Source organism: Parabacteroides johnsonii DSM 18315, from assembly GCF_025151045.1.
GTDB classification, from domain to species: Bacteria; Bacteroidota; Bacteroidia; order Bacteroidales; family Tannerellaceae; genus Parabacteroides; species Parabacteroides johnsonii.
Genome location: NZ_CP102285.1, coordinates 2,733,209 through 2,746,172 on the forward strand (window position 1 = coordinate 2,733,209; position 12,964 = coordinate 2,746,172).

At 49.4% G+C, this 12,964-nt stretch carries 12 protein-coding genes and 1 pseudogene; 7 read left to right on the plus strand and 6 right to left on the minus strand.

The window, feature by feature from the left end; all coding sequences use genetic code 11:
* Positions 1 to 253: 253 nt before the first annotated feature.
* The 4 genes and pseudogenes from NQ564_RS11185 to NQ564_RS11200 all read right to left on the minus strand — a co-directional run.
* Positions 254 to 2,053, minus strand: a complete 1,800-nt coding sequence (locus NQ564_RS11185) for a DEAD/DEAH box helicase family protein (RefSeq protein ID WP_008151190.1) — start codon at positions 2,051 to 2,053, stop codon at positions 254 to 256.
* Between the two features lie 74 nt (positions 2,054 to 2,127).
* Entirely contained in the window at positions 2,128 to 2,610 is a 483-nt protein-coding gene (locus NQ564_RS11190) for a hypothetical protein (RefSeq protein ID WP_008151192.1), read from the minus strand.
* A gap of 158 nt (positions 2,611 to 2,768) precedes the next feature.
* On the minus strand, positions 2,769 to 3,587 hold the full coding sequence (locus NQ564_RS11195; RefSeq protein WP_129650106.1) for a hypothetical protein: 819 nt from the start codon (positions 3,585 to 3,587) through the stop codon (positions 2,769 to 2,771).
* Between the two features lie 86 nt (positions 3,588 to 3,673).
* Positions 3,674 to 3,841, minus strand: a pseudogene (locus NQ564_RS11200) (tyrosine-type recombinase/integrase); the annotation flags it as partial.
* 281 nt (positions 3,842 to 4,122) lie between these two features.
* On the opposite strand from NQ564_RS11200, the gene NQ564_RS11205 reads away from it, so the two are divergent.
* The 3 genes from NQ564_RS11205 to NQ564_RS11215 all read left to right on the plus strand — a co-directional run bounded on the left by NQ564_RS11205 (position 4,123) and on the right by NQ564_RS11215 (position 7,036).
* A complete protein-coding gene (locus NQ564_RS11205; RefSeq protein ID WP_039848288.1) occupies positions 4,123 to 5,352 on the plus strand; it encodes a site-specific integrase in 1,230 nt (409 codons plus the stop codon).
* A 65-nt stretch (positions 5,353 to 5,417) separates the two neighbouring features.
* Positions 5,418 to 6,629: a site-specific integrase gene (locus NQ564_RS11210; RefSeq protein WP_039848306.1), complete on the plus strand. Its 1,212-nt coding sequence runs from the start codon at positions 5,418 to 5,420 to the stop codon at positions 6,627 to 6,629.
* Positions 6,630 to 6,646: 17 nt separating this feature from the next.
* Positions 6,647 to 7,036: a hypothetical protein gene (locus NQ564_RS11215; RefSeq protein WP_008151204.1), complete on the plus strand. Its 390-nt coding sequence runs from the start codon at positions 6,647 to 6,649 to the stop codon at positions 7,034 to 7,036.
* Positions 7,037 to 7,225: 189 nt separating this feature from the next.
* Here the strand turns inward: NQ564_RS11215 and NQ564_RS11220 are convergent, their stop codons facing one another.
* Both NQ564_RS11220 and NQ564_RS11225 read right to left on the minus strand, forming a co-directional pair.
* Complete coding sequence (locus tag NQ564_RS11220) at positions 7,226 to 7,528, minus strand: helix-turn-helix domain-containing protein (RefSeq protein WP_008151206.1); 303 nt, start codon at positions 7,526 to 7,528, stop codon at positions 7,226 to 7,228.
* A 37-nt stretch (positions 7,529 to 7,565) separates the two neighbouring features.
* Entirely contained in the window at positions 7,566 to 7,880 is a 315-nt protein-coding gene (locus NQ564_RS11225) for a helix-turn-helix domain-containing protein (RefSeq protein ID WP_008151207.1), read from the minus strand.
* 356 nt (positions 7,881 to 8,236) lie between these two features.
* Between NQ564_RS11225 and NQ564_RS11230 the strand changes: the two genes are divergently transcribed.
* The 4 genes from NQ564_RS11230 to NQ564_RS11245 all read left to right on the plus strand — a co-directional run bounded on the left by NQ564_RS11230 (position 8,237) and on the right by NQ564_RS11245 (position 12,907).
* A complete protein-coding gene (locus NQ564_RS11230) occupies positions 8,237 to 8,746 on the plus strand; it encodes a helix-turn-helix domain-containing protein (RefSeq protein WP_008151209.1) in 510 nt (169 codons plus the stop codon).
* An 8-nt stretch (positions 8,747 to 8,754) separates the two neighbouring features.
* Positions 8,755 to 9,048 (plus strand): DUF3408 domain-containing protein, encoded by a 294-nt coding sequence (locus NQ564_RS11235; RefSeq protein WP_008151211.1) that lies wholly within the window; start codon positions 8,755 to 8,757, stop codon positions 9,046 to 9,048.
* A gap of 29 nt (positions 9,049 to 9,077) precedes the next feature.
* Complete coding sequence (locus NQ564_RS11240; protein ID WP_008151213.1) at positions 9,078 to 10,658, plus strand: DUF3945 domain-containing protein; 1,581 nt, start codon at positions 9,078 to 9,080, stop codon at positions 10,656 to 10,658.
* 146 nt (positions 10,659 to 10,804) lie between these two features.
* The gene (locus tag NQ564_RS11245; protein ID WP_227963138.1) at positions 10,805 to 12,907 is read left to right on the plus strand and encodes a type IA DNA topoisomerase; all 2,103 of its coding nucleotides are present in this window, start codon (positions 10,805 to 10,807) and stop codon (positions 12,905 to 12,907) included.
* The last annotated feature ends 57 nt before the right edge of the window (positions 12,908 to 12,964 follow it).

Genomic DNA, 12,964 nt, shown 5'->3' on the forward strand with positions numbered 1-12,964 from the left:
ATAAGTGAAGTTAAGCCCGCGTGTCATACATGATAGCTTGATTTATAGTGATTTTTCAAAGTTGAGGCATGTTTTATCTCTGTAATTTGGTTTGAAGAAAATTATTTTGATATAAAGGCTCATAAATAAAAAATCCTTCGAAGTAAGTTTCCGAAGGATTCTGATTCATAGTAGAAGTTTGTTTTTCTGAGATCACGCAACATTTTTTGAACAGGGTCTATAAAATCATTATTCTCTCAAAAATGTTGCACTGTCATATCTTCGATTCAACTAATAAAAATTTACGACTTCCACCAGTGTTAATCTCTTTCACATGGAAAAACTCTATTATGGATTGTCCTGTGATCGTCTTTTGGGGAGTTACTCCGGTAAGTGCATAAATACGGGTTAATTCCTCTTTGATGTGTTTCTTCGTATATCTTTGTCCCACAGTGAAGGAGTTCTTTATCAACTGGATAAATTCTGTGCCTTCTGTCTTTTCCCTGTATTGTTTTAAGATCATAGCCTCTTTGATTCGTTTTACGGAATAATCCAGAGATTCGATCATCTCCTTTCCAATCTCTTCGTATGCTTCGTAAATAAACGGATCAGCCTTTCTCAATTCGTCTTTACAGTTACGGATCATCTCGGTTTCATCATCACCATTCAACGATTCCAATAGGTTAACAACTTCTTTACGTTTATCTTTCAAAGAAGCATATTTACTTTCTTTTTTTAATCGTTCGAAATCTCCGAAAGGGAAATAAGCAGATTCCACATCCAAGTCGAACAAGGGGTTGCGTTTGTAACTTGCAATCAGTTCTTCTTTCTCATTATAACTTGATTTGAGTAGGGCTTCATCCACATAGTTGTCGATAGCAAAGAAATTCTCTCTTCCTTCTTTATCCAACATTTTGTTGAATGGCAGTACTTTCAATGCTTCACGATAAGCGTTTCTTGCTTCTTCGGAAGTTGCACAGTCGTAAAATGTCTTTATTTTGTTATAAACTTCTTTGCTCACTTGCAAGTAAATATCAACCTCTTCTTTCGTGCGGACTGGTAAATTGGGATTTGTATTGAAAATGTGATATATACTGTTTACTCCATTACGGAATCTCCCGATTGCCTGTATCGCATCCGTATGTGGATCGATCATGGAATATTCTGAAAAATATACCTCTGAAATCATAATGACCGTAGGTTTTATTTCCAGTTCAATGTCCAGCGCATTGTAGAAACGACTGGTGAAGAAGTTGTATTTCTTCATTTGGGATTTGCTCCATTGCTCGAATGCCTGTTTGAATTTCTTACTTTTCAGTTTCTCCACGCTCTTCTTTGCGCAGAATACGGTAGATTCATTTTCAATATCCAGTTGTTTGATAAAGGAATGGATCATATCCGTTGAATTGATAAAGAAACATATTGTCGTGTCCAATTTGTCAAGTTCCCTTTTTAATTGCTCCAGTACATTGTTGGTATGAATCAGCTTGATCGGGAGTTTATACTCAAAGGTCGGTTCGATCTTTATGGTCTGGAACTTTTGGCTTTCAAAACGGGGATCACTGAAAGAAATGGGAGTTGCAGATACCAAAGCCTTTTCATTGAACAAGAAGAAATCATCGAACGGAAGAGTTATATCCGATCTGTAATCTGCATCTTTCACGATCTTATGGCATTCATCGAACAACAGGAAGCATGTACCATATATATCCATATCCATCAATTCAAAAGCGTCTTTCACTTTGTGAAAACTTTCGGGAGTAGTCAGGATTTTTGTTTTCTTATCTGCTGATTTTTCCAGATACTTAATGACATCTTCCGTATAAACACCTTCGTAGACTCCAAATAGGCTGTCGCCTTTATGTTTCGGATCATTGCATTTGCCCACGATAACAGGGACGTTCGGTTCGATAATGATGGAATTACGGTCTGCTTTTAACTCTCCGTAAGTGGCTCCCAAACCTGTAAGTGTTTTATATAATATGGTATTGGCTGGGATCATAGGGAGTACTTCTGTCAGATATTGGATTTTACCGTTTTCGTTTTTATTGATTTGAATTATTTGAGTATTCATCGTCTTTTCTGTTTTAAATGGTTCGTAAATGAGAGAGGAAGCGGAATATACTTCCTCTCATTGTTTTTCTTTTATCAGATCAATTCTTTTTCAGTCAGATATTCCATCAAATCATCCGTTCTTTTCAATCGAAATATGATCTTTCCTTTTTTATAAGAGGCATAAGCGGTGATATATCCGTTAGTCTCGCGGAATAAAGGAACGAATTGCAGGACTTTACCGCTTTCGATCAACTGCTTGAACATTGCGAGTTGCAAATCATTGTCTTTATCTTCTTTGTAGGCTGCTACATTTTTTGGTTCAGTTCCGAAATCTTCTGTTTTTCCTTCCTTCAAATATCCCATCAGCCAAGTAAGTTCTTTTTGATTCAAGATCAGTTTGAAGCCTGCCATGCTTCGAGATTCCAACCAAGCGTAAGGGAATTTGTCTTTACCGGTTTTGAACTGGATGGTCAGGTTTTCGTATTTACTCATCATCAGTTTGGTTGCATTGTGTGCACCCATGTTGTCATACTCTCTTACTGTTTTGTTTTCGAAATTAATGTTTAATGTTACCATCTCTTTTTTATTTTTGTTCTTCCCTCTTTCCTGTTCGGGAGTTCAGGTAATCAGTGAATCGAGATGTGCACCTCTCGTTGTTGATTACGCTGCAAAGGTGCGGGTATTTTGGCGGGTGGGGTAGGAACAAAAAAAGGGGACAAATTTGTTCCCCTTGATTAGTATGTGAAAGCTCCGTTTGGCAGTTGATAGTCTTTATATCTCTTTATCAGCGTTTTCAAGTAGTCTGGATCGGTTGATATGCTTTCATTTTGGATAATTCCTGTGAAGAAAATTAAATCGCCAATCAGTTGCTTTTCCTTTTTAGATGGTGAATCTTTTATCTTCCGTTTGGAAATGATGGGCTGATAGGAGTTGAAGAAAGTTGTAAAATAAAGATAGAAGGCGTAAGCCAATACGGAAGTGGATTCAGAAGTTTCAGGCTTCATATAGGATTTAATGCTTTGCCAATTCCAATCGTCAGAGGTGTCAATATCCTCTTTAAGCCTTGAACATATACGAAGTATAGTAGGGCAATCCTCAATGGTATATTTCTTCTTTCCGATGCAAAATGTAATCTTTGTTTCTTCTTTGAAAGTGGGAGATTGCAACGAGTGAAGTTCTGTATTTTCCGTTATTTTGTCAATAATGGTTTGTAAGGCTGTCAATGAGGATATGTGTTTGATCCCGTCCGTACATTGATTGTAAGAGAAATCATATACGAATAATAATAAATGCCAGAATTTTTCAGTGTCCAGTTCAAAGGAAGTTAGTGTCTCTCCAAATTCTTCATGAGAAAGAAATTCATTCAGCCTTGCTTTCAATTTATCCAGCTTTTTAAATTTGATTGCAGATGTATTGTAACGTGAGATATACCGATCAAGCAATGGCGATCCGCAGAAGTCCTCAAAAGGTTCTATTAATGTAGCCAAATGAAAGACGTACTCCAATGCGGGAAGTTGATCGTCATGGGGTAATTTGTCTGGAAGTGTAAACATGAGATTCTTCTATTAAATGGTGATGGTGCAAAGATAAAGGATAAAAAAGAATCCCATCCCCATTTCTGGAAACAGGATTCTTGGGTTTAGAGTAGATTTTTCATTGCGTCTTCCATTTGGTCATTACCGAAACTGTCCAGATAGATTTGGGTTACTCTCTCTGAACTGTGACCTAAAGCCTCACAGATTAAAGAGGTATTCACTCCTGATCTCTTTAAGACTGTGGCGAAACTATGGCGGGCAACGTGGGAACTCATTAGCATAGCAACATCAAATAGAACAGCGCGTTAGAAACATAATTTGTTAGAAATGAGCCGCATTTCATTATCTGGCACACCTTTCAAAAACGGATTCAGACGGAATGCTGAATCGGTTCCGTTTCTTAACCGTTAACAGGTTGTTTCGGAAACCTGCCGTGTTAACCGGATGATTGAAAAAAGTTCTTCGACGGGTTGCTTTTCTATGATACTCAGTATTTTGCGTAGCGATGAACGCTTACATTCATAATAACTTTGCACTCAAAAAATGTAGGCGTATGAAAATTGAGAAATTCAAGGTCTTGCTGTTTTTGAAAAAGACCGAACCCGACAAATCGGGCAAAGCTCCCATCATGGGACGCATCACATTGAACCGGACGGTGGCACAGTTCAGCACCAAACTCTCGTGCACGCCCAAGCTGTGGAATGTGCGGGAAAACCGTCTGGAAGGAAAGAGCCGCGAGGCGGTGGAAACCAATGCGAAAATCGAGAAACTCCTGCTGGCCATCCATGCGGCGTTTAATGAACTGCAAGAAAGGAAACGCGATTTCGCCGCTGCGGACGTGAAGAACCTCTTCCAAGGAAGCATGGAAACCCAGATGACCCTGCTCCGGCTGTTCGACCGGCACATCGAGGAAACGAGGGAGCGCATCGGTATCGATGTGTGCGCTTCCTCCATGAGCACCTACCATTATGCGCGGAAGACGCTCGGCGAGTTTGTCAAGAAAAAGTACAAGGTGAAGGACATCGCCTTCGGCGCATTGAACGAACAGTTCATCCGGGAATACCAATCCTATATCGAAGTAAAATGCGGGTATTCCAACCAGACCTCGCGGCATCACCTGGCCCTGCTGAAACGGATCTGCCGGATTGCGTACAAGGAAGGCTTTTCCGAACGGTACCATTTCCTGCATTTCAAGATACCCAAGCAGAAAGAGACCACCCCGAAGGCATTAAGCCGCGAGGACTTCGAGAAACTGCGTGACTTGGATATTCCGGAAAAGCGCCGCTCCCTCGTCCTTACGAGGGACCTCTTCCTGTTTGCCTGTTATGCCGGAACCGCCTACGCGGACACCATCTCCATTACCCGTGAGAACCTGTACACCGATGACGAAGGCAGCCTGTGGTTGAAATACCGGCGGAAGAAGAACGAACTGAAGGCGCGTGTCAAGCTGTTGCCCGAAGCCATTGCCCTGATAGAGAAATACCGGGATAATTCACGGGAGACCTTGTTCCCCAACCAGCTGTACAGCACGCTCCGGGCGAACATGAAAATCCTGCGCGTCCTTGCCGGACTGACGACCGAACTCGTCTATCATATGGGAAGGCACTCGTTTGCCTCGCTGGTCACGCTCGAAGAGGGCGTACCCATCGAAACCATCAGTAAGATGCTGGGACATAACAATATAAAAACGACCCAGATTTATGCCCGAGTTACCCCGAAAAAGCTGTTCGAGGATATGGACCGCTTCATTGAGGCGACCAAAGACCTTGAGTTAGTCTTATAGGTAAGGACGATAGAAACGAAATTGTGAAATATATAAATGTAAAACATCAGCTAAAAAGAACCATCATGCGTAGCACTTTCAAGATATTGCCCTATATCAATCGAAAAAGAATCAAGTCCGACGGCACGACCGCCGTCCTTTGCCGTGTGTCCATCGACGGCAAGAGCATCCTCATCACGACCGGTATCTTTTGCCGTCCGGAGGAATGGGACAGCCGGACGGGGACCATCCGCCAGCCCCGTGAGAACAACCGCCTGGCAGAGTTCCGCCTGAATTTGGAACGGGCTTATGACCGCCTGCTGAAAGAACAGGGGGCGGTCAGTGCCGAACTGCTGAAAAACGCCGTGACGGGTGTGGCGACCATTCCCCAGACCCTTCTCAAAGGCGGCGAAGCGGAACGGGAACGGCTCAGGCTGCGTGCCGAACAAATCCATTCGACTTCCACGTTCCGGCAGTCGAAGACCACGCAGCTCAACCTGAAACAGTTCCTCCAGTCCCGTGGTCTGGAAGACATCGCCTTTTCCGATATCACGGAGGAGTTCGGGCATTCGTTCAAACTGTTCCTGAAAAAGGAACTGGGCTATGCCTCCGGGCACGTGAACCACTGCCTGTGTTGGCTAAACCGGCTTATCTACATCGCAGTGGATGAAGGCGTGCTCCGGTGCAACCCCTTGGAGGACGTGCATTACGAAAAGAAGGACCCGCCCAAGATGCGCCACATCAGCCGCAGCGAGCTGAAGCGTCTTATGGCCACGCCGATGCCGGATCCCAAGGTGGAGCTGGCCCGCCGCATGTTCATCTTCTCCTCACTGACCGGTCTGGCGTACGCGGACGTGTATAACCTGTACCCCCGCCACATCGGCAAGACTTCGGAGGGCAGGCTCTATATCCGCAAGCCGAGGGAAAAGACCGAGGTGGAGACCTTCGTACCCCTGCACCCGGCCGCGCGGCGGATACTGGAACTGTACAACACCACGGACGATACCCGTCCCGTGTTCCCCCTGCCTAAACGCGACATCCTCTGGTACGACATCCACGGGCTGGGTGTCATGCTGGGTATCAAGAAGAACCTTTCCCATCATGCCGCAAGACATACCTTCGGTACCTTTCTGGTCTCCGAGGGTATTTCCATAGAAAGCGCGGCGAAAATGATGGGCCATGCCGACATCAACAGTACCCAGATCTATGCGCAGATTACCGACTGCAAGATATCAAAAGACATGGACCGCCTGATGGAACGGCGCAACAGCCGGAACGGAATGTCAATGGATGAATAACCCAAAAGTCAGAAGTCATGGAACGTCACATTATCACCTTGGACGAACACGGCGTACTTCATGTGCCGGAAGTATCCGGTACAGCTGTCTGGATGAACGAACCGGAACTGATGGAACTGTTCGGCGTGGTTGCCCCCACGCTCCGGGCGGCGATAAAGGGCGTGTACAAAAGCGGCATTCTGAATCCCGGCGAGACAGAACGTCGTGTCCGCCAGCCGGACGGCTACGGGACAGACGTGCTGTACGGCCTCCCGATGGTCATTGCCCTTGCTTTCCGTCTTCACACCTATGGGGCAAAGCGGCTGCGTGAACAGGTCATCGGAAAATTCACTTGCCACGGTGGACGGAATACCGCCCGCCTGTTCATCTTTCCGGTCAGTCCGCATTGGCAAATGGTGCGGAATTGACCGTATTATCCACCCACGCACAAGGAAGCGGCGCATCATGAGAGGATTATCTCCCGTGATGCGCCGCTTTCGTACATTCCTACAGGTGTCCGGTCAGTTGCAAGTGTTTTTGCAAATACCGGAAAGGATGGTCCACTTTTCAATGCGTACACGACCTCCACCGCCACCTACTGTTTTTCCATGTCCTTCTCAGGTTCCATTGCGGAATGCCTCCCGATAACCCTCTTTCAGTAGCCGCTCGATGTCCGACTCCCGGTACAGGATTTTCCCTCCCAGCTGGATATAAGACATGCGTCCCGCATCGCGGTATTCCTGCAAGGTCCGGCGGCAGGTCTTTAGCAGCTTCGCCACTTCCCGGTCCGTCAGGTAGCGTTCCCCGCCCAATACCGGACGGTAGTTTTCGGTCAATAACTCAATGTGGTCCAATGCGTGTTCCAACATTCTGAACAGCGCGGCCATCTGCCCGCTTTCTCTGGTCATCAATTCATTCATTGTCAGTCTGATTTAAGTGATACTCTTTTAACCCTTCTCAAATAGTTTTTCCTTTCAAGGCCGCCAGGCTGCGGCGTTCCTCCACCAGCGGCACGATGCGCCGCACGTCTTCCGCCCGGTAAAACATTTTACGCACAATCTGTGAATAGGCCAGCGTGCCATTGTCGCGCAGTGTCTGCAAGGTGCGCGGGCTGATTTGCAGGATCTGGCACACCTCCGTGCTGTCCAGCCATTCACTGAGGCGTTTCTCCTCCGCCTTGCGGCAGAACCTGTCCACCATTCCGGCCAGCCGGTTGAAACGTGCCATTAATTCCTCAAAAGTCTTTTGCTCGATTACGATTACATTTTCCATAAGATTACCGTTTAATTGTGATTACGCTGCAAAGTAAACGGATTTACAGGCAGAGTCCACCGTTTGTCAGTCGCGTGGCAGCATTTGGCGTTGCCGTGGCAACCGTTGGCGTTCTTCGGGTACATCTATCTTCCAATCATTCCTATTCCAGTTCCTGCCCCGCTCCATAATGTATATATAATATAAGGTCTAAGGCTCTCCATGTACTATGATGGATGAAAATAGCGGCATAAAAGCCTTTTCAGACCTGCCGGACGAGACTTTTCAAAAAAATCATTGCCGACTCGGTAACGACTATGGAAAACACCTCTTGCGCAATACCGATTTTTGCAGCGTAATCATCAACAAGGAACGATATGGATACAGAGAAAATGAAACAGGACCCGGCCGTGGAAGCGGCGGGAAGCAGTGGCGGGCAAGCCGCCAGAATCTTCAAGAAGGAGAATATCCCGAAGACGGCGGGAACGCTCGGGCGGGACACCTTCGAGGAATGGATGGGCCGCATCATGGAACGCTTCGACCGCCAGGACCGGATCATCTCGGTGCTGGTAAACAAGGATGCCGCCGGAGTGAAGTACCTGGACGGGGAACGGTTGTACGACAACCAGGACCTGTGCGAGATGCTGAGGACAAGCAAGCGGTCGCTGCAACGCTTCCGAAGCAAGTACAGGCTCCGCTACCAACGGATCGGGCACAAGACCTATTACAAGGAATCGGACGTGCTGGAGTTCATCAGCCAGAATATGGAGGAAGTGCTGCAAGGCGGCACCAAGGTGCTCCGCATGAAAGAGCAACCCGGCATGGAAGCCCCAAAGAACAAATCCGGCAAAAGACCGGGCAACAAGAAGTATTCACCTAAAAAATAAAAGTAAAAATGAGGACAACAGAAAAAGAAAACATGGCCATGACGGCTGAAAACAGAGAACAGAAATCGAGTCTGGCAACCTGCAAGGAAGCCTTGGCAGATTATAAACGGATTTACCTGCCCGTGCCTTCCATTGAAGACCGCAAGCCTGTATTCCTCAGTAAAGAAACCCGTGACAGGCTGGACCGGATTGTCCGGTTGTTCGGAGAACGGAAAATGAGTGTTTCAGGACTTACGGAAAACATCGTCCGCCGCCACTTGGAAGTATATGAGAAAGAAATAGACGAATGGCGCAAGCTGTGATTTTAATAACCTATTAAAAAACATCGGAAATGGAACAGAAAAAGAAAAAGCAAGAGGACGTGCTGGTCGTCCGCGACGAAAAGACGGGCGAAATCAGCGTGGTTGCCGGGCTGGACGGCAAGGGCTATCCCAAGACGAAGCCCGCGAAGCCGGAACACTCGCAGGACTTCCTGCGCTTCGACCGCCACGGGGACGTGATTGACAATTTCTTCAAGAACTTCTACCGCCAGTGCAAGGAGCCGACACGCTTCGGCTTCTACCGGGTGGCGGCGGATGCGGTGGACACGCTGCTACCCGTTATTAAGGACTTTCTGAAAGACCCCGTGGCAAACGCGGAGATACTTGCCTCGCACAAGGTGGACACCGCCAAGTACCAACAACAAGCAGAAACAGAGAATGTGAAACAAGAGAACAATGACAACGAACCCATCAAAAAGACAGAAGAAATGGAAAAGAAAGAAGAACTGAAACAAGAGAAAGATGTTCAGCAGCCACAGGTAGCTGAAACACAAGAAGCCACGGCACAGCCAAAGCCGAACCTGATAGCGGACGGCGACGTGGACTGGGCGGAACTGCGCAAGTGCGGCATTGACAAGGAGCAACTTTCGGAAAAGGACATGAAAGCCCTGATGAACTACGGCAAGACGGGGCTGGTAACGGTGAAGCCGACCTTCGGCTATGAGAGCTACGAATTGCAAGCCCGATTGTCCTTCCAGAAGGCGGAGGACGGCAAGCTGAAGCTGACACCCCACTTCATCCGAAACGAGCCGCGCCTTGACATCCCCCACAGAGGCTACACGTTCACCGACGAGGACAAGAAGACGTTGAAACGCACGGGCAACCTCGGCAAGCTCGTCAACTTCGCCAACGAGAAGACGGGAGAAATCAAGCCCCACTACATCAGCATCGACCGTTTGACAAATGAAATCGTGGACATCCCCGCCGACAAGGTGCGCATCCCGAACAAAATCGGGCAGACCCATCTTTCAAAAGAGGAACAGGATATCCTCCGTGCGGGACTGCCCTTGCCCAAGGAAGTGACGCTTTCCAACGGACGCAAGTTCCAAGCCCTGTTGCAGGTGAACGCCGACAAGCGCGACGTGGAGTTTGTGCCGGGGCAACAGAGACAGCAACAGGCACAGCGTCAAGGAAAACCGCAGGAAAAGCCAGACGCACAGGGGCAGAAACAGGACAACAACGGTGAGGGCCAACGCCGCAACCGCTCGTGGACGAATGAGGACGGGAGCATCCGCCCCATCAAGAAATGGAAGGACGACACGTTTACCGACCAACAGATTGCCGACTATGTAGCGGGCAAGACGGTAGTGCTCGCCAACGCGAAGGACGACCAAGGACAGCCCTGCACAAAGTACCTGAAGTTCAACTTCGAGAAAGGCCGTCCGCTGACCTACTCGCAGAACCCCGACCTCGCACAGACCGTCGCGCCGTCCAACGAGAGCCGTACACAGCTTGCCGTGAACAACGAGGGGAAGACCAACGAAGCGACCAAGCACGTGAAAGAGCCGTTGCAGCAGGGTCAGACCGCCCCGAAGGACGATGTGCAGCAAAAGCAGCAGACCAAGAAATCCAAAGGCATGAAGGTGTCCTGATTGCCGCCACTAAATCCATCCAATAAGTATTGACGGGCTGAAACGGGGAACATACACCGCCTTGCACGCATATTCCACAAACAAGGCCGTGCCTCGTTTCATTCCCATTAAAAACAAAAGTATCAACGATTAAAACAGAGAAAGACATGATTACCATATTGGCAGAAAAACCAAGCGTCGCCCGTGAGATAGCACGGATTGTCGGCGCGATGAAAAGGGAAGAAGGATATTTCACCGGGAACGGCTACCACGTGACATGGGCGTTGGGGCATCTGGTGCAGCTCGCCCTGCCCGACGGGTACGGCATCAAGGGCTTCCGGCGTGACAGCCTGCCCGTCATCCCTGAAAACTTTGAACTCATACCCCGACAGGTAAAAACGGACAAGGGCTACAAGGCGGACGCGGCGGCGGTGAAGCAAATCAAGGTTATAACCAAGCTGTGGAACGAGAGCGACGGCATCATCGTAGCGACCGACTGCGCCCGTGAAGGGGAACTGATATTCCGCTATCTGTATGCCTATATAGGCTGCACCCTGCCGTTCCGACGGCTGTGGATAAGCTCGCTGACCGATGCCGCCATCCGCAAGGGGCTGAAAGAACTGAAGGACGGGCGCGAGTATGATAACCTCTATCAAGCCGCCAAAGCCCGCAGCGAAGCCGACTGGCTGGTGGGCATCAACGGCACACAGGCGTTGTCGGTAGCCGCCGGACGCGGCACGTATTCCGTGGGACGGGTGCAGACACCCACGCTGGCGATGGTCTGCCAACGGTTTTGGGAGAACAAGCGTTTCCAGCCCGAACCGGTACACCAGCTCCATTTCACCACGCCGTCGGTAAACACGAGTGAGGTCGTGAAGTTCGCCTCGGTGGAGAAATGGAAGGACAAGGAGGAAGCCGCTACCCTATATAATAAGGTGAAGGAGCAAATGGCGGCAACCGTTACCAAAGTCGAAAAGAAGGAGAAGGTGGAGAACCCTCCGCTCCTGTACGACCTGACCACGCTGCAAAAGGAGGCGAACACGAAGCACGGCTTCACGGCGGAGCAGACGCTCGCCCTTGTGCAGAAGCTCTACGAGGCGAAGCTCGTCACCTATCCGAGAACATCCAGCCGCTACATCCCGGAGGACGTGTTTGATGAAGTGCCCCTGCTGTTTGACCGTCTGGCGGGGCATTCCTCCTTTGCAGAGAAGATTGAAGCCTTGGACAAACTGAACCGCCGCAGCGTGGACGCCTCGAAAGTGACCGACCACCACGCGCTGTTGGTGACACCCAACCGTCCGCTGGCACTCTACAAGGACGAGCAGCTTATCTACGACATGATTGTGGGGCGCATGATAGAGGCATTCTCTTCGGAATGTGTCAAGGACACGACCACCGTCCGTGCGGAGTGTGCAGGCGTGGCGTTCGAGACGAAAGGCTGCATCGTGCGCAAGGCGGGCTGGCGGTCGGTCTATGGCGAGGACAAGGAGGACACCGTATTGCCCGGCTGGAAGGAAGGCGACACGCTGGCGATGAACGGCTGTTCGATGAGTTCGGGCATGACGCGCCCGAAGCCGCTGCACACCGAAAGCACCCTGCTGGCGGCGATGGAGACCGCCGGACGCGAGGGCGTGGAGGACGAGGAAGTGCGGCAGGCGTTGAAGGACTGCGGCATCGGCACGCCTGCCACCCGTGCCGCCATCATCGAGACCCTGCTCAAAAGGGAGTACATGGTGCGCGTGAAGAAGTCGCTCGTGCCGACGGAGAAAGGGCTCGCCCTGTATTCCATCGTCAGGGGCATGGACATCGCCGACGTGGAAATGACGGGACGCTGGGAGGAGGAACTGGCGGAGATAGAAAAAGGCAGGACGCCGCACGAGGCGTTCATCCGCGACATCGAGGGCTATACCCGTAAGATAACCACGGAACTGCTCGCCTCGGACAAGCTGTTCGGGCACAAGGCATCGGGCTGTGTCTGCCCCAAGTGTGGCACGGGCACGATGCAGTTCTACGGCAAGGTGGTGCGCTGCGACAACCCGGACTGCGCCCTGCCTGTGTTCCGCCAAATGGCAGGCCGAACGCTCACCGACGCGGAAATGAACGACTTGCTGACCCAAGGCAGGACGGGTGTCCTCGGCGGCTTCAAGAGCAGGCAGGGCAAGCCGTTCAGCGCAATGGTCACTTTCGATGCGGACTTCAACACGAAATTCGTGTTTCCTGAAGCCAAATCCGTAAAAAAGTCCACTTACAGGAAAGGAGGAAGAAAATAATGACTACCTTTGCCACTGATTCACTGTTCATAATCTGTTTCACCTCGTTGATACTCG